Annotated in this window: 11 protein-coding genes; 7 read left to right on the plus strand and 4 right to left on the minus strand. The window is 64.9% G+C overall.

The window, feature by feature from the left end:
- The first annotated feature begins 2 nt into the window (after positions 1-2).
- Entirely contained in the window at positions 3-926 is a 924-nt protein-coding gene (locus tag MSP7336_RS15030) for an NADP-dependent oxidoreductase (RefSeq protein ID WP_113964936.1), read from the plus strand.
- Here the strand turns inward: MSP7336_RS15030 and MSP7336_RS15035 are convergent.
- Entirely contained in the window at positions 923-8,437 is a 7,515-nt protein-coding gene (locus MSP7336_RS15035) for a BTAD domain-containing putative transcriptional regulator (RefSeq protein ID WP_113964937.1), read from the minus strand. The two genes, MSP7336_RS15030 and MSP7336_RS15035, sit on opposite strands and share 4 nt — an antisense overlap.
- Positions 8,438-8,924: 487 nt before the next feature.
- A complete protein-coding gene (htpG, locus tag MSP7336_RS15040; protein WP_113964043.1) occupies positions 8,925-10,847 on the minus strand; it encodes a molecular chaperone HtpG in 1,923 nt (640 codons plus the stop codon).
- A 92-nt stretch (positions 10,848-10,939) separates the two neighbouring features.
- Here htpG and MSP7336_RS15045 point away from each other — a divergent pair, with 92 nt between their 5' ends.
- Positions 10,940-11,509 carry a thioredoxin family protein gene (locus MSP7336_RS15045; RefSeq protein WP_113964044.1) on the plus strand — a complete coding sequence of 190 codons (570 nt, stop codon included), beginning with the start codon at positions 10,940-10,942 and terminating at the stop codon, positions 11,507-11,509.
- 9 nt (positions 11,510-11,518) lie between these two features.
- Here the strand turns inward: MSP7336_RS15045 and MSP7336_RS15050 are convergent, their stop codons facing one another.
- The gene (locus MSP7336_RS15050) at positions 11,519-12,064 is read right to left on the minus strand and encodes a TetR/AcrR family transcriptional regulator (RefSeq protein ID WP_113964938.1); all 546 of its coding nucleotides are present in this window, start codon (positions 12,062-12,064) and stop codon (positions 11,519-11,521) included.
- Positions 12,065-12,270: 206 nt separating this feature from the next.
- Between MSP7336_RS15050 and MSP7336_RS15055 the strand changes: the two genes are divergently transcribed.
- Positions 12,271-13,485 carry a cytochrome P450 gene (locus tag MSP7336_RS15055; RefSeq protein WP_113964045.1) on the plus strand — a complete coding sequence of 405 codons (1,215 nt, stop codon included), beginning with the start codon at positions 12,271-12,273 and terminating at the stop codon, positions 13,483-13,485.
- 26 nt (positions 13,486-13,511) lie between these two features.
- Here MSP7336_RS15055 and MSP7336_RS15060 read toward each other — a convergent pair whose 3' ends face one another.
- Positions 13,512-14,354, minus strand: coding sequence for a sulfurtransferase (locus MSP7336_RS15060; protein ID WP_113964046.1), 843 nt, complete (start codon positions 14,352-14,354; stop codon positions 13,512-13,514).
- A gap of 134 nt (positions 14,355-14,488) precedes the next feature.
- On the opposite strand from MSP7336_RS15060, the gene MSP7336_RS15065 reads away from it, so the two are divergent.
- The 4 genes from MSP7336_RS15065 (at position 14,489) to MSP7336_RS15080 (ending at position 17,091) form a co-directional block, all read left to right on the plus strand.
- Positions 14,489-15,031 carry an anti-apoptotic protein gene (locus tag MSP7336_RS15065; protein WP_069396211.1) on the plus strand — a complete coding sequence of 181 codons (543 nt, stop codon included), beginning with the start codon at positions 14,489-14,491 and terminating at the stop codon, positions 15,029-15,031.
- Between the two features lie 76 nt (positions 15,032-15,107).
- Positions 15,108-15,887: an SDR family oxidoreductase gene (locus MSP7336_RS15070; protein ID WP_069396212.1), complete on the plus strand. Its 780-nt coding sequence runs from the start codon at positions 15,108-15,110 to the stop codon at positions 15,885-15,887.
- 21 nt (positions 15,888-15,908) lie between these two features.
- Positions 15,909-16,640 (plus strand): DUF2652 domain-containing protein, encoded by a 732-nt coding sequence (locus tag MSP7336_RS15075; protein WP_113964047.1) that lies wholly within the window; start codon positions 15,909-15,911, stop codon positions 16,638-16,640.
- A 16-nt stretch (positions 16,641-16,656) separates the two neighbouring features.
- Positions 16,657-17,091, plus strand: a complete 435-nt coding sequence (locus MSP7336_RS15080) for an SRPBCC family protein (protein WP_069396213.1) — start codon at positions 16,657-16,659, stop codon at positions 17,089-17,091.

The following is a 17,091-nucleotide window of genomic DNA, read 5'->3' on the forward strand; positions in this document are numbered from 1 at the left end:
TGATGCAAGCGGTTGTTGCCCGTGATCGCGCTGCGGGGTTTGGTGGGCTCGCGCTAGCCGAGATGCCCTATCCGCACGCCGCGGAAAACGACGTCATCGTCCGGGTCCATGCCGCAGGCTTCACTCCGGGGGAGCTCGACTGGCCGGCAACCTGGACTGACCGCGCGGGCCGCGATCGGGCCCCCAGTATCCCGGGGCACGACGTTTCCGGAGTCGTCGCCGAACTAGGCTACGGAACAACGGGATTGACCGTGGGTCAGCGGGTGTTCGGGCTCACCGACTGGGCCCGCAACGGCTCTCTCGCGGAATACGTCGCTGTGGAGGCTCGTAATCTCGCGCCGTTACCGGCAGGTATTGATCACGCGGTGGCGGCCGCGGTGCCGATCTCCGGGCTGACCGCATGGCAGGGCCTATTCACGCACGCACATCTTGTCACGGGCCAGACCGTCCTGATTCACGGCGCGGCCGGCGCCGTTGGTTCCATGGCGGTGCAGCTTGCTCGCGAGGCGGGAGCCCGCGTGATCGGCACCGGCCGTACCGAGCACAAGGACACCGTGCTTGGTCTTGGTGCCGAGGTATTCCTGGATCTGGGACGGGATCGGCTGGATGAGGTCGGCGAGGCTGACGTGGTATTCGACGTACTCGGTGGTGAAATTCTCGAAACTTCAGCGAAGTTGGTCCGTTCCGGTGGTGCCTTGATCAGCGTCGCTGAACCACCGCACGTCCAACCAGAGCACGGACGCGCAATCTTCTTCGTCGTCGAACCCGACCGGGCAGGTCTCGTCGCGCTCGAGCGCAGACTTCGCGACGGTCGACTGCGACCGCTTCCGACAGCGGTATGTTCACTGGCCGAGGCGCCCTCGGCATTCGACCCTGCGCGTCGCAAGCCCGGCAAGACGATCATCGCGGTCGCCGAGGCCGACTAGCCGCTGCTGTCGTCCGCCGGCTGCCGGTGATCGAGCTCGTCGAAGCGAGCGAGCGCCGCGTCGAGATCCGTCTCGTCGAACAACTCGAACCGGCAGACGAGGTCACCCTCGAATGCGAAAAGGCTGATCTCGCGCCACTCCGCATCGAAGCCCTCCAGTGAGGTTCCCGTCATCACCTCGGTGACGACCACGCCAAGACTGCTCAGCCGATGCACGGTCTCGATGTGACCCTTGACATCTGGGGCGACATTCCATGTGGCGCAGAGGAAAGGGATAAGGTCGCCGGACTCGAACCCTCTGCCTTGCCGGTGATCGATGCTTACGCAGTCTTCCGTCGTCGTCGAGGTGATTTGGTGTCTGTTGTATGCGGCTTGGATCCGCGTCATGGCAGACCATGTCCGCGCGTAGGCGGCTGCTTCGCCGGCGAGGTAACGGCTGTCGAGTTCTTCGAAGGCTGCATCGATGTCTTCGAGGTCGAAAACGACTATCGCCGTGTAGCGCCCGTCGGGGTTGACCTCGACGAGGTTGAGCGCGTCGTTCTGAACCGCTTCGGGGTCAGGGCCTGAGGCGCGGACACGGATCAAAGCGAGGCGCTCACCGCGGATTGCCGTGACGCTCAGCATTGTTACCGTGAAGCCCACCGCGGCGGCCGCTCGCGAATCTTTGATGGCGTCATCTCGACCATGTCTGATGCCCGCGTTCACTACCCGCCGGCGATCGTCGATGGAAAAGTCTTCCGCAGTGATTTCAGCTACCGTGTCCCATTTGCCAGCCGAGATGTAGGCCAGCAGTCGCTCGAACACGTGACTCGTCGCGTTTTCCAGTTGTCGGACTGGCCGAGTGAGTTCGTCGAAGCGAGCGAATGCGGCGTCGAGATCCGCCTCGTCGAAAAGCTCGCAGCGACTGATCAAATCGCCGTCGACCGTGTAAAGGTTGATCGTCCGCCACTCGGCATCGAAGCCGTCCCGCGTGGTCCCCTGCAGTACCTGAGTCACGACCGCGGCGGAGTCGCTCAGCCGGTGTACAGCCTCAATGTGGATATGGAGGTACTGTTCGAGGTCTTTCCACGCGGCAGAGATGTACGCAGTCAAGTCGCCGGGCGCAAACGTGGCCCCGTGGCGGTGGTCGACGTTCACCCAGTCCGGCGTCGTCGGCGGAAGTCCCCGCGCATTTAAAATCTCGTAAGCGCGTGTCATTACCGACCAGGTGCGTGAGTGGGCACCTGCTTCTCCCGCGACGTATCGCCTTTCGAGTTCCTCGAAAGCAGTGTTGAGGTCATCGGGGTCGAACACAACGATTGCGGCTATTCGGTTGTCGGCGTCTACCTCAATGACACCCAGCAACTCGAAGCTGAAATTCCCGTGCTGCAGGTCATTATTCGCAAACCAGATACGAGAGAGCACGAGCCGTTCCCCGCGGAGTGCAATGACCGAAGACGTTGTGTTTGCATCGCCCGCAAGCACTCTCAGGTTTGAGGTCACGGCATCGCGACCCTGCCAAAGCCCCGCATTTACGACGCGTCGGCGGTCGTCGACGAAACTGCGATCCGCCAGCATCTCGGCGATCGCGTCAAACTGGCAGGCGGCGAAGTGCGAAAGTAAGCGCTCGTTTAGACGGCTTGCCGCGTTCTCCAATCGCGGCGCCGGCCGCTTGAGCTCTTCGAATCTCGCGATCGCAACATCGACATCGGATTCTTCGTAGATTTCTAAGCGTGGCTCCTCGGGAACAAGTAAAAACGCACGAGCCCACTGCAACTCGTTGCCGTACTCGGCGCTACCTTCGATGATGAGGCTGGCGACGACCCCATGGGCATCGAGGGCATGCACAGCGGTAAACCGGTAGCGGGTATCGGATGCGAGAGCCCACAGCTCCTCGACCGCCCGCCCGAAATCCCTCGGGCCGAACGGGACTCGGCGACGATCCGTGTAGGAAAGTCCCCTGATCATCGGCCCCGGCGCGTGCCGGTTGAGCTCGCCGAGGGTGTCCATCGCACTCTGCCAAACGCGTGCGTACGGTGCCGCTTCCCCCGCGAGATAGCGCGCATCCAGCTCGGCGATGGCGCCTTCGATGTCATTGGCATCGAACACGATGCGCGCTACAAACCGTCCATTGGCGTCGATCTCGATGACATCGAAAACGAGTGAGTAAAACCCATCAGAACTTAGTGGATGGCTCCCTGCTCGGAGGCGGTTGAGCACGAGGGACGCGCCACGGGTCGCAACGACCTCAGACGCCAAGTCAATCTCCGCCTCTGCCAGACCCGCGAGTTCGGCGATCATCGCGTCCGGACCCTGGCGAAAGCCGGAATTGACCACGCGGCGTCGGTCCTCACTCCAGACGTTGTCGGCCAGCATTTCTGTTATCGCTTCGAAGTCGCGAGCTGCGTAGCACACTTTGAGTCGCTCATACAGCCGGCTTGCCGCATTTTCCAGTTGCGGTGTCGGCCGGTTCAGCTCTTCGAACCTGGCGATCGCGGCGTCCAGGTCTGCCTCGTTGAACAGCTCGCAGCGGCTAACTAGGTTGCCTTCGCCGATGAGGAGAAAGACATCCCGCCACTCGGCGTCGAAGCCTTCGTCTGAGATGCCACGCGCCACATGGGTGACAACGGCTCCGATGCTGCTGAGTCGATGTACGGCCTCGATGTAGATCTTGGTGTCAGGCGAGTCGTTCCACGCGGCTTGGATGTAGTCGATGAAGTCGCCAGGTGCGAAAGCTGCTCCGCGACGGTGGTCAATGCTTACGGCGTCCGGTGTCGTCGCGAGGAACTCACGCCGGTTGAACCCGGCATACCCTTCCGCGACAAGCGACCATGCCTGGGCGAACGGGGCCGCTTCACCCGCGAGGTAGCGAGCGTCGAGTTCGGCGATGGCGGCGTCCATATCGTCAAGGTCGAAATATGTCCTTGCGACAATCAGTCCATTCGCGTCGACCTCGGTGATTGCCAATGCGTCAACCATTAGGCGGTCTGCATCGACCGAAGGGGGCCGCGCATCGCGTCCCTCGCACCGAACGTGGCTCAGGTACAGGCGATCACCCCGCAGCGCGAGCGGTGTAGCCGTGACCGTTTCTCCGCCCACGGCGGCGATGGCTTGGATGTTGGCGATCTCGGTGGCGCGGTCGTTGCTTTCTCGACGGAATCCCCGACGTCGGTCTTCAATTCGGATGTCCTCGGCGAGCAGTGCGCTGATCTCGTCCCAGCGCCTCTCTGCAAAGAGCTCGTTGGACCGACGATCGGCGCGACTTGCGGCGTTCTCGAGCCGGACTCGACGTATCTTGCCCTCAAACCGCGCGTATCTGGCGTCGAGTTCGGCGATCGCGTCGTCGAGGTCCTCGACGTCGAACCGCAAGTGCAGGCAGATGTGCCCCTCCTCGTCGACGCCGTATAGCTGGAGGAATTCGTCGCGCGGCGCGCCGGGGCTCAGGTCAGCGGGACCTACTTCTAGCCGGGTGAGCGCCAGACGCTCGCCGCGCACGGCGACAATGGCGTGGCGGTAGCGCACTGGGCCCACCGTTTCGCGAAAAAGTCTGGCCTCGCGTACCCATTCCCTGTATGGAAGATCGCCAAGACTGCGGCCGACTAACCTCCGGCGGCTTTCAGTGGAGACGACCGCTGCGACCAGCTGCTCGACCTCCTCCCAGCCTCCGCGATCATAGGCGGCGTCCAGCCGGCGAACCGCACGCACGCATGCGTTGTCCGGCTCGGCGCTCGGCGCTTCGGGTGCAGCCGGCGCAGCCGCGACGACGCGTTTGCCGAGAACGCGACGCGCCCTTTCCACAAGTGCCGCAGCACCTTTCCGCTCGTACAGATCCGCTGCTCGCTCGGCGGCGCTGCGCGCCTTGACGTGATCCCCTGCGGCGCTTAACACCGTTGCCAGGGCGAGACAGGCCTCACCGTGATCGACCAGCAAGTCCGTGCGTTCGGCCAAATCGACAGCGGCCTCGGCCACGCGGGTGGCCTCGTCGTGCTCACCCCGGCAAGACAATAGGTGCGCCCGAAGGGTGCGCCATGCGATCGAGGCCTTCAGCGCATTGCCGGCCAGCCGTTCACTTTCGGCGCACAGTTCGTCGGCCTCGGCGTCTCGGCCGAGCGCAAGACAGGTGCGGCCCAACAACGCCGCGGTCTCGGCGGTATCGGCATCCAGACCCATCCGGCGAAAACCCTTGTACGCCTGGCGTAGATGCGGCTCGGCGGAAGCCGGGTCGTCGACGACCAGCTCGACGATACCGGCGAACTGCTCAACCTCGAGCAGCGCGTGGCGCAGGCCGAGTTCGGTGACTGTGCGCCGCGCCGAGTCGATCATCCGTCGGGCCGCGGCAGCGCGGCCCCGGAAGGCCTCGAGCACCGCCTGGCATCGCGTCGACGTCGCCTCGACCGCGGGGGAGTCGGTCGTGATGCGTAGCAGCCGCACCACATCAAGGCACCGGCCGCCCGCACGCGGAACCGGGTTGGGGCCCCACAGCGCCGCGAGTGGCGCGCCGGCCAGCACCGGGTTCACGCGGCGGTGGTCACGCGCGCGTCGCGCCGCGGTGAGAGCATTGTCCAGGGCGACTTCGCAGTCGCCGATTCGCCCGAGGCGGGCTAGGCACGCGGCATGGACGGTGTGGGCCTTGGCTTCCCCCGCGGCATCGCCTAACCGGGCGAGCTTTTCGGCGGCTGCGCCTAACGCGGCTTCCACCTCGTCCAATCGTTCGGGATGGATCAGCATCGACAGCAGTCCGTCGAGGCACGTCGCCCATGCCGCGATTCGGGTCGAAACCGCTGTCGACTCTTGCAATTGCGAAACTGCACCCGCCGCCGAAACAACATCACCCGCGGCCAGTAGCGCCTCGCAGCGCGCCACCAGCAGGTCGGCGGCCTGCTCGTCGCGGTCGGGCAGCTCGTCGTCGATCTCCTCGAGTGCGTGCACGGCCCGGTCGTAGAGGTCGGCAGCGCCCTCGTAGGCGAGTCGTGCCATCGCCTGGTCCGCCGCACGCCGGCAGTACTCGACAGCCTTGGCTGCGTTTCCCGCCCACGCGCATTCGAAGTAGTGGTAGGCGAGTTCGGCCAGCAGCTCGTCGTCGGCGCCGGACTGAGCCTCGAGGGTTGTGGCGATGCGTTGGTGCAGCCGCATGCGGCGGACCGATGGCAGCTCGGCCAGCAGCGACTGGCGGACGATGGCGTGGTTGAACCGGTAACGGCCGCCGGGCTCTTCGATGACGATGCCGGCCTTGCACGCCTCGTCGAAGGCGTCTACAAGGTCCTGCTCGGTCACCTGCTCTACGAGGTCGAGGGCGAAGCGGCTGCCGACGACCGCGGCTGCGGCAAGAGCTTTGTTGGTCTCGCTGGGAAGCCGAGAAAGCCGGCGGCTCACCGCTTCTCGCACGCCCTGCGGCAAGGTGCTCGGATCCCAGACGCCGCCACTTTCGTCCACGTGACGCAGCGCCTCGATCAGGAAGAACGGGTTGCCGCCGGTAACCGCCGCCAACGCCCGGGCGAGCTCTTCGTCGTCGTAGCCGGCCTCGGCGACGTATGCGGTCACGTCTTGTTCATCGAGGCCGCCGAGCGTAAGGCGGTTGGCGGTGCCGTCACGGTGCAGGTCGGCCAGCATTGCCGCCAGCGGGTGGGAACGGTCCAGGTCGGTGCTTCGGTACGTCCCGACCACCTGCACGCGGGCGTGGTCGCCGAAGCGCAGAAGATGGCGCAGCAGCAGCAGCGTGGGTTTGGCCGCCCAGTGCAGGTCGTCGAGCACCAGGACAATGGGTGCGCTGGCGGAGGCGAGTTCTAACACCGCGACGACGGCGTCGAATAGCGCGTAGCGTTCGGTGTCCGGGTCAGCGCGGGTCGGCGCGGCCACATCGGGCAGCACATCGACCAGCCCCGGAACCAGCGCAAGCAGCGCTTCAACACCGCGCAGTCCGCGCAGCCGCTTGGCGCCGATGCACGGGACCAACGAGCGGAATGCCTCGGCGAAGGGCTGATACGGCGCACCAAGATCCTCGTCGCAGCGGCCGTACAGCACGACCGCCCCGAGTTGGTATGCCTGACCGGACCATTCGCCGGCCAAGCGGGTCTTGCCTACACCGGGCTCGCCGGCGATCAGCACCGCGTGCATGCCATCGGAAAGCGCGGTCTGCCAGGCGGCCAATAACTTCTCGAGCTCACGGTGGCGTCCGACGAACGGTCCTGGACCGCCCAGCACTGCGGGCAGGTCGGGGCGCTGCATCGGCGCATCGGTTGTCTGCTCCGCGGGAGCGTCGTCGGCAGTTTGCAGCCGGAGCTCGAAAACGTGCTCTGGGCGCGCCAGATTGCGGAGCTGGCGCATCCCCAAGTCGGCGAGCAGGACGTCGTCGGGCAGGGAATCGATGACGAGCTCGGCGGTGGCACCAGAGCACAGGATCTGCCCGCCGACCGCCAGCGAACGCAAACGGGCAGCCCGGTTGACCGCCCGGCCGAAGTAGTCGCCGTCCCGAAGCTCGGCCTCGCCGGTGTGCAACGAAATCCGAATCCGCATCGGCTCGTGCAGTGCCCACGGCTCGTGGCTGATTGCGTCTTGCAGCTCGATCGCGGCCGCGGCAGCCGCCGACGGCCGCTCGAACACCGAGAACGTGGCATCGCCTTCGCCGCGCGTCTTGATTACTCGCCCGCCGCGCGACGTGACGATCTGTTCGACGAGCTCGTCGTGGCGCGCGAGTGCGACGGCCATGGCGTCAGCATCGGCCTCCCACGCGGCTGTCGACCCCTCGATGTCGGTGAGCAGAAAGGTGACCGCCCGCATCACCGTCGGAGACTGTTGTGCCACAGGAGTTTCCAGCGCTGTATCCTGTGCGACGATCGCTGCCTCGAGTCGCCGGAGTTCCGGTCCCGGGTCGACCCCCAGCTCGTCGGCCAGCAGCGACCGTGCCCGCTTGTACGCGCCCAGCGCTTCGCCTTGCCTGCCGGCGCGGTAGAGCGCGAGCATCAGCTGGCCCCAACGCCTTTCGCGCAGCGGTGCGTCCGCCACCGCGGCCTCGAGTTCGCCGATGATCTCGGCGGCGCGGCCGGTGGCGAGCAGCGCATCGGCTCGATCCTCGACCAACGACGCATGGCTCTCGGTCCAGCGTGTCTTCTCCGACATTCCCCGGCGCGAGTCGGGCAGTTCGGGGACTCCACGCCAGAGCGTCAGCGCCTCCTCGAAGCGGGTCACCGCTTGGCTGGTGTCGCCGGCGGCCGCGGCGTCGCGGGCCATTTTGGTGGCGAGCTTGTAACGCGAAGCGTCGGTCTGGCTGATGCTGAGGATCCAGCCGGTTCCTTCAGTCAAGACGAAGCCGTCGCCGAGTGTGCGACGCAGCGCTGAAATGTGGGTCTGGAGGGCTTTGGCGGCGGTGCGCGGCGGATCGTCGCCCCAGAGCAGCTCGATCAGTGTTTCGGCCGGCACGACCGAACCGTCGCGCAGCCCGAGCATGGTGAGGATGGCGCGCGGTTTTGCGCCCGGGATAATCACCGGGACGCCGTTTCGCTGCACCTGGAGAGGTCCCAAAACCCCCAGCTCCACCGCATGAAGCGTAGTCACATCGACATCGTCGGGGAGCCGATTCAACACCCGGTCAAGACCGGGTAAAGCATTTCGCCGCGCGTTCTGCTACAGCTTGTAGTAGTGAAGCCCTCGCGCCGCTGCCGTCCTCGCCCGTCGCGTGTGCTTAATGTGCTCCGCCATATGTGGGCCCGGGTACGCCATCGCGGTATGTGGTGCACTGCGACCCGGTGCAGCACGTCTCGATAAGAACGGGAGTGGCGCCCCAGTGAGGTTGCACCTCCTGCGACGTATATTCGCCGCCGGAACTCTTACAGGAGTTCTCAACATCCGTCTGCGCGTGGACAAGCGGTGCCGAGATTATCGCCGCCGCAACGATGGCGAAGCCGCCCACGGGCAAGGCGGTGAACACACGACGCTTCATTTTTCCCTCCGTACTCGGCATGGGTGCCGAGGTCATTGCGCTAGTTTACCGTCGCCGCGCGAGACCGACCTGAAGTTTCGGACGTTACAACGTCCGCGCCAACCGATCGGCCAACAACTCGGCGAACCGGGCCGGATCCTCGGGCGCACCGCCCTCGGCGAGAAGCGCTGTCCCGTAGAGCAACTCCGCGGTCTCCGCGACCGACTTGTCATCGGCGCGGTCCTTGTGTGCTTCCCGCAGTGCATTCACGAGCGGATGACCTGGATTGAGTTCGAGGATCCGCTTGGGCATCGGCACATCTTGCCCGGAAGCCCGGTAGAGCCGCGCCATCGCCGGGGTGATGCCGAACGCTTCGGTGATCAGGCAGGCCGGCGAGTCGGTCAGGCGGTTGGACAGCCGTACTTCTTTGATGTGGTCGCTGAGCGTCTCTTTCAGCCACGACAGCAGGTCGGCGAACTCCTTTTGCTGCTCTTCGCGCTCGGCCTCGCTCTTGTCATCCTCGGAGTCGAGGTCGACTTCGCCCATGGCCACCGACTGCAGCGGCTTGCCGTCGAACTCCGTGACAGTGTTCACCCAGACCTCGTCGACGGGGTCGGTGAAGAGCAGCACCTCGTAGCCCTTGGCCTTGAACGCCTCCAGGTGCGGTGATTTGAGGATTTGCTCTCGTGTTTCGCCGGTGGCGAAGAAGATCTGCTTTTGGCCGTCCTTCATCCGCTCGACGTACTCGGCGAGCGTGGTGGCTTCTTCCTCGCTGTGCGTCGAGGCGAACGAGGCGATCTGCAGCAGGGTTTCCTGGTTGTCGAAGTCCGACAGCAGGCCCTCTTTGATCACCCGGCCGAACTGCGTCCACAGCGTTCGGTAGTCGTCGGGCCGCTCTGACTGCATGTCTTTGATGGTGGAGAGCACCCGCTTGGTCAGCCGGCGGCGAATCGCCTTGATCTGCCGGTCCTGCTGCAGGATTTCCCGAGACACGTTGAGCGACATGTCCGCTGCATCGACGACGCCCTTGATGAAACGTAGGTACCTGGGCAACAGGTCATCGCAGTCGCCCATGACGAACACCCGCTTGACGTAGAGCTGGATGCCGGTGTGGGCGTCGCGGTCGAACAGGTCGAACGGCGCGCGCGACGGAATGAACAACAGCGCCTGGTACTCGAAGGTGCCCTCGGCCTTCATCGTGATGACCTCGAGCGGCTCGTCCCAGGCGTGCGCGATGTGCTTGTAGAACTCCTTGTATTCCTCCTCGGAGACTTCGTCTTTGGGCCGGGCCCACAGCGCCTTCATCGAGTTGAGGGTCTCGGTTTCCTTGACGACGGTGTCTTCGCCGCCGTCTTCGGCAGGGGTGTGCCGCTCGACCTCCATCCGGATGGGCCAGGCGATGAAGTCGGAGTACTTCTTGATCAGGTTGCGGATCTTCCATTCCGCGGTGTAGTCATACAGTTCGTTCTCGGCGTCTTCGGGCTTCAAGTGCAGAGTCACCGCGGTGCCCTGCGGAGCGTCATCGACGGATTCGATGGTGTACGTGCCGTCGCCGGTGGACTCCCATCTGGTGGCCTCGCTCTCGCCGGCCTTGCGGGTCAGCAGCTCGACCTTGTCGGCCACCATGAACACCGAATAGAACCCGATGCCGAACTGGCCGATCAGTTCCTCGGAGGCAGCCTCATTCTTGGCCTCCTGCAATTGCCGGCGCAGCTCGGCCGTCCCCGACTTGGCCAGGGTGCCGATCAGGTCGACGACCTCGGCGCGCGCCATCCCGATGCCGTTGTCGCGGACGGTCAGGGTGCGGGCTTCCTTGTCCACCTCGATGTCGATGTGCAGATCGGAGGTGTCGACGTCTAAGTCCTTGTTGCGGAAGGCTTCCAGCCGAAGCTTGTCCAGTGCGTCGGAGGCGTTCGAGATCAACTCCCGCAGGAACGAGTCCTTGTTGGAGTAGACCGAATGCACCATCAGATCCAGCAGTTGCCGAGCCTCTGCCTGAAACTCCAACTGCTCCACTTGCGCGTTCATCAGACCCCCTTCCAAGCCCTCATATCGAAATTTAGCGAGCACACAGCACCCGCGGCCAACCGGTTCGGCCCTGGCGATGGCATCCTGGGGCCATGGTTGCTGTTGAATCCACGATGCTTCCGCTGGGCACCCCCGTGCCCGACTTTCGGCTGCCGGATCCCGACGGGAAGCTGTACGGCCCGGCCGATGTGGCGGATGCCGCGGGCCTGCTGGTGGCTTTTGTCTGCAACCACTGCCCGTACGTCGTCCACATTGCGCCGACCCTGGGGCGGCGCAGCCGCCAATGGATGGACCACGGCCTGGCCGTGCTGGCGATCAATTCCAACGACATCGCCGCCTACCCCCAAGATGGCCCCGAGCATATGCCCGCGTTCGCGCAGCAGAACGGCTGGAATTTTCCGTACCTGCTGGACGAGACGCAGGAGGTCGCGCACAGCTTCCGGGCCGCCTGCACGCCGGATCTGTTCCTCTTCGACCGCGAGCGCAAGCTCGCCTACCGCGGCCAGTTCGACGCGAGCCGGCCCGGCAACGACCAGCCCGTGACCGGCGACGACCTCGACCGGGCGGTGCAGGCTGTGCTGGCGGGCCGGCCGGTCCCGCGCGACCAGATCCCCAGCATCGGCTGCAACATCAAATGGAAGCCGGGCAACGAGCCCGAGTAACCGCACCGCTTAGCCGAAGGGCGGCCCGAGGAAGCGCTGCAGCATGGTGCGCTGCGCCGCGGGGTCGTTGAGCGGCCAGCACCACAGTGCCAGGAAGACCCGGATCAGCCACTGGGTGGCGAGCAGGTCGTCGTTGTCAGGGCCGAGCATCTCGGCCGCGAAGCGGGTGACGGCGGGCGAGCTGGTGATCCAATCGCTGACGGGCGTCGTATGCATCGTGCGCATCAACTGGGCGAGCGGATCGGATTGCAGACAATCCAGCGCGACGATGGTCGCCGTGACAACCCGGTCGGGGCCGGTGAGGCCCTCGATGGCTTGGCGGGCCGTATCGACGATGCGCGCCGCATGGATGGCAACCACGGCGTCTCGGATGGCGGCTTTGCCACCGGCGTGCCGATAAATTGTCGCCGGCGAGCAGTGGACTTTGGCCGCCAATGCCTCAATGGTGAAGGCCTCGTATCCGCGCCGGGAAATGAGGTCAGCGGCGGCAGCGTAGATCCGCTCGGCGGCTTCGCTGCGCCGATCCCGGCCTACCAGCCAATCTTGCCGTGACACCACGTCATGCTCCCTCGCGCCGCGTCGGCTCGAAATACTCTTGAGAAATTTCTCGCACAATGAGAATTCCTAGCGTGTTTTTCTCACACTACTGCGCTGGTGGTGTGGGGTCGACGATTTTGGGCCGCGGGCCGGCTCAGAACCGCCGCCTATCAACTTTGCGCCGCATCGTTGACGCTGCCGGTAGGCGCATTCAACCTGAACCCATGACGGTCATCGATGCGCCGATCGAGTTCTTCAGCGCGCAGGCGCTGCAGGATCCCTACCCGCTGTATGACCGGATGCGCGCCGAAGCGCCGGTGCACCAGATCGGTGATTCGGTGTTCTACGCGGTGTGTAGTTGGGACGGGGTGCTCGAGGCCGTCGAGCGGGTCGACGATTTCTCGTCGAACCTCACCGCCACGATGGTCTATCAGGACGACGGCACGGTCGCGCCGTTCGACATGGGACCGGCGGGAGCCGAAATGCACGCATTGGCCACCGCCGACGATCCCGCGCACGCGCTGCATCGCAAAATCCTGCTGCCGCACCTGTCGGCCAAGCGGGTGCGGATCATCGAGCAGTTCGCCCTCGATACCGCCCACCGGTTATGGGATGAGCATCTGCACGACGGTCAGATCGAGTGGATGAGTGCAGTGGCCAACCGCCTGCCCATGATGGTGGTGGCCAGGCTGCTGGGACTGCCCGACGATGACGTCGATCGGCTCATCCGGCTCGGCTACGCGACCACCACGATGTTGGACGGGGTCGTCACGCCCGAGCAATTGCAAGCCGCTGCAGTAGCGGCCATGGAGCTCGGTGGCTACGTCCTGGAACATTTCGAAAAAGCCGACGCCGGAACTGAATCCGGTCTGATCGCAGATCTGGCGGCACGGTGCGCTTCGGGCGAGTTGGAGCAATTGCCGGCGTTGGGGATGATGCTCACATTGTTCAGCGCCGCCGGCGAATCTACGGCGTCCCTGCTGGGCAGCGCGGCGTGGATTCTGACCGACCGGCCCGAAACCCAACAGCAGATTCGTGAAAACCCTGACCTGCTAGGCACTTTCATCGAAGAGACGTTGCGCTACGAGCCGCCGTTTCGTGGCCATTATCGGCACGTGTGGCGCGACACCACGCTGGCCGGGGTCAGGGTGCCCGCCGATTCTCATCTGTTGTTGCTCTGGGGTGCGGCAAACCGAGATCCGCAGTACTTCGAGGAGCCGAATGAATTCCGCCTCGACCGCAGCAGCCCCAAGAATCACCTGGCCTTCGGCAAGGGGGTCCACTTCTGCGTGGGAGCCGCACTTGCCCGGCTTGAGGCCCGCGTCGTACTTGGCATGTTGCTTGACCGCACGAGCTGGATCGAGGCCACGGACGTAGGGGAGTGGCTTCCGAGCATTCTGGTCCGGCGCCGAGAGCGGCTGCAGCTCACCGTCCGGTGAGCGGGCCGAACCCAGCGTCACCGTGGCTACTCGGGACCGCGGGCAACCGGGCGGTTCGGGTCGGAACACCACTCCGACCATGACCCGGGATACAGCGCTGCCTCGTGTCCTGCCGCGGCGAGCGCGGCGATCAGTACCGTCGCGGTGACACCTGAGCCGCAGTAGGCGCCGATGCGGTCAGCGTTGTCGGGTATCAGCCGCTTGAGCGCCGCGTCGTCGACAAACGTTCCATCACTGCTCAATGCCGTGGTGCTGGGAACGTTTATGGCGCCGGGAATGTGACCCGCGACCGGGTCCAGAGGCTCGACGTCGCCGCGGAAGCGCTCGGGTGCGCGCGCATCGAGCAGCGTTACCTCTGGGGCGCCGGATTGCTTGGCCGTCAGCGTAAGCCGGCTCCCGGCATACAAATTCTCGTGCAACACAGTCACATTCCCAGGCTGCGCGGTGACCGGGCCGGTTTCGAGGTCACCCCCGGCTGATCGCCATGCGGCCAAGCCGCCATCCAGGATGCGCACATCCGCAAGCCCGGCGGCGGTCAACACCCACCATGCCCGCGCCGAACCGGCGCGGTTCCAGTCGTCATACACCACTACCGGCTGGCCCTGCCGGATGCCCCATTGGCGCGCGGCCGCCTCTACCGCGCGTCCGGACGGCAGCGGGTGACGGCCCCGGCCGCTGATCGTGTGGTCGCTGAGTTCGTCCTCCAGTGACACATAGACGGCGCCGGGAATGTGCCCCTGCAGGTAGGCGGCGTAGCCGTCCGGCTCGTCGAGGCGCCACCGCACGTCGAGGATGGTCACCGGTTGATGAGCCGTGAGCAGGCCGGCCAGCTCGCCGGCGGTGATCAGCACGCGCGCACGGACATTCACCAAATCAGGTTCACGTCCAGATGCCACGTCGCCCACCGTAACCGGGGCCCACTCTTTTGTCCGAATCGCTCTGCCACAGCGACCGGCGTGCAATTATCCAGCCAATTTGCAGTTCTGCACGCCCAGGAGGCGATATGACCCGCTCGATTGTTCGGACTTTGGCGATTTCTGCTGCCGCCGGGACGCTGCTGGCGAGCGCCGCAGCATGTTCGTGTTCCGTCGGAACCTCGCACACCGTGAGCAAACGCCAAGTCGCCGACCAGATCACCCAGAGGTTGACCGACGCCAACGGCAACAAGCCAGATTCGGTGACCTGTCCCGACGACCTGGACGCCAAGGTGGGCGCGCAGTTGAACTGCACGATGAAAATCAAGGATCGCGACTACGACGTCAATGTGACCGTGACGAGCGTCGAGGGCTCGAAGGTGAACTTCGACATGGTGGAGACCATCAACAAGAACCAGGTGGCCAGCATCCTCAAACGAAATCTGACCGAGCAGGTGGGACGCGCACCCGATGCGGTCACCTGCCCCGACAATCTCAAAGGCGAAACCGGCGCGACGTTGCGCTGTGAACTCACCGACGGCAACGAGAAGTTCGGCATCCTGGTGACCGTCACAGCCATCGAGGCCGGCGACGTCCACTTCAACTACAAAGTCGACAACCAACCCCACTAGTGTCCGCGCCCGCCGTCAGGCTTGCGGCGACCGATACGCTGTCCGTGCAGCACGCTCGTTACAGGAGAGGGCGAAGATGTCAAGGACAGTCGTGGTCGGGGCCTCCAGCGGGCTGGGGCGCTGCATTGGTATCGGACTTGCCCAGCGCGGCGGTCAAGTCGCGCTGCTCGCCCGGCGCCGTGACCGCATCGAGGCGGCGGCATCCGAAGCGGGCCCGGGCGCGATCGGCATCGAATGCGATGTCACCGACGAGGCGTCGTGCCGCTGTGCCATCGACGCCGCCGTCGATGCGCTCGGTGGACTTGACAACCTGATCTACACCCCGGCGATCGGTCCGCTGGTCCGGATGGTCGATACCGATGCCGCCACCTGGCGGCGCGTCTTCGATACCAACGTCATCGGCGCGTCGCTGGCCACCGCGGCGGCACTACCTCACCTGACGGCGTCTGCGGGTAAGGCGGTCTACCTCTCCTCGGATGCCGGCACATTCGGGCCCCCATGGCCGGGGCTGGGTGCCTACGGGGTCAGCAAGGCGGCACTGGAAAGGCTGGTGGAGGCGTGGCGCGCCGAACACCCCGATATCGGCTTCACCTGCCTGATCGTGGGGGAATGCGCGGGCGGGGAAGGCGACAGCCAAACCGGAATGAACGTGGGCTGGGACATGGACCTCGCCATGAAGGCCGTCCCGCTGTGGTCATCGCGTGGCTGCATGCCCGGCAAGTTGATGCCGGTCGAGGACCTCATCGAGGTGGTGAACACCATTCTGAATACCGACGCGGCGACGTCGATGCCGCTGGTGGTGGCACGCGGCGCGTCCGCCAGCCCAGTCGCTTTTCCCGATTCCGGCCAGCCGTAAGGCGACTACACTTTCGGTTCCATGGCCATCCGCCGCGCCGTGCTGCTCATCGCTGATATCGGCGGCTACACCAACTACATGAACTGGAACAAGCTGCACCTCATCCATGCGCAGCTGACGGTGGCGACGCTGCTGGAATCGGTGATCGACGCCGCCAAAGGAATGAAACTGGCGAAGCTGGAGGGCGACGCCGCGTTCTTCTGGGCGCCGAACGGTGACGCCAAAGTCCTGGTGGGCGAGCGGTTGTCGCGGATGCGGGAGTCGTTTTACGCGCGGCGGAACAAACTCAAGGCGGACCATTCCTGCGACTGCGCAAGCTGCCAGCAACTCGACAACCTCTCCCTGAAGTTTGTCGCGCACGAGGGCGAGGTGGCGGAGCAGAAAGTGAAGCGCCACGCCGAGCTTGCCGGGGTGGACGTCATCCTGGTCCATCGCATGCTGAAAAACCAAGTGCCAGTTGCGGAGTACGTGCTGATGACCGATGCTGTGGCACAGCGGCTCGACGAGTCGTTTCGCAAGCTCTGCCTGCCGCTGGTCCATGATTTCGAGGGCATCGGACAGACGTCCACGCATTACATCGACCTTGCCGCATCTGGTTCGCCAGTGCCGGTCTCAGCTCGCAGCGGCTCCGGTCGGCTACGAGCAAGGCTCAGGTCGGAATTGAGCGCATTGCCCTTCACGCTCGGGATCAAGGAAGCCTGTGCAGGTTTCCGTAATCTGGGCCGTGACAGCATGCACGTGCCCCCAGCGTGAACAGGTAGGAGTTTTCATGGTCGAGTTGCGCGTCGAGCGGACGATCGCCGCACCGCAAGAACAAGTCTTCGACTGGCTGGCCGACCCGGCCGGTTTGACCGCCGCTCCGCCGGTATTCCAGGCACGTTGGACCAACGACGCGGCCGGACCCGGTGTGGGTGCGGTGCGTCAAGTGATCGGGCTCGGCATATGGTTTCGGGAGGAGATCACGGCCTACGATCGGCCGCACCATTACTCCTATTACATCCTCCGGTCGTTCCCGCCGTTCAAGCATGAGGGCGGCACACTGACTTTCACGCCGCGCGGCGAGGGCACGCACGTCGACTGGGTAACCCGCTTCACCCACCCGGCTTATGCGGGCGGAAAGTTGCTGGAGGCAATCACCCCGCGGTTGCTCAGCTCAAGCTTCTCGGCGATTCTGGCCGGTTGCGCCAAGGCGCTGGAGCGCTGA

The sequence above is a fragment of the Mycobacterium shimoidei genome, from assembly GCF_900417275.1.
Lineage (GTDB): Bacteria > Actinomycetota > Actinomycetes > Mycobacteriales > Mycobacteriaceae > Mycobacterium > Mycobacterium shimoidei.

Coding starts and splice junctions, on each gene's coding strand:
- MSP7336_RS15075 (WP_113964047.1), top strand. CDS start 15,909: ATGGCCATCCGCCGCGCCGTGCTGCTCATCGCTGATATCGGCGGCTAC.
- MSP7336_RS15080 (WP_069396213.1), top strand. CDS start 16,657: ATGGTCGAGTTGCGCGTCGAGCGGACGATCGCCGCACCGCAAGAACAA.
- MSP7336_RS15070 (WP_069396212.1), top strand. CDS start 15,108: ATGTCAAGGACAGTCGTGGTCGGGGCCTCCAGCGGGCTGGGGCGCTGC.
- MSP7336_RS15045 (WP_113964044.1), top strand. CDS start 10,940: ATGGTTGCTGTTGAATCCACGATGCTTCCGCTGGGCACCCCCGTGCCC.
- htpG (WP_113964043.1), bottom strand. CDS start 10,847: ATGAACGCGCAAGTGGAGCAGTTGGAGTTTCAGGCAGAGGCTCGGCAA.
- MSP7336_RS15065 (WP_069396211.1), top strand. CDS start 14,489: ATGACCCGCTCGATTGTTCGGACTTTGGCGATTTCTGCTGCCGCCGGG.
- MSP7336_RS15030 (WP_113964936.1), top strand. CDS start 3: ATGCAAGCGGTTGTTGCCCGTGATCGCGCTGCGGGGTTTGGTGGGCTC.
- MSP7336_RS15055 (WP_113964045.1), top strand. CDS start 12,271: ATGACGGTCATCGATGCGCCGATCGAGTTCTTCAGCGCGCAGGCGCTG.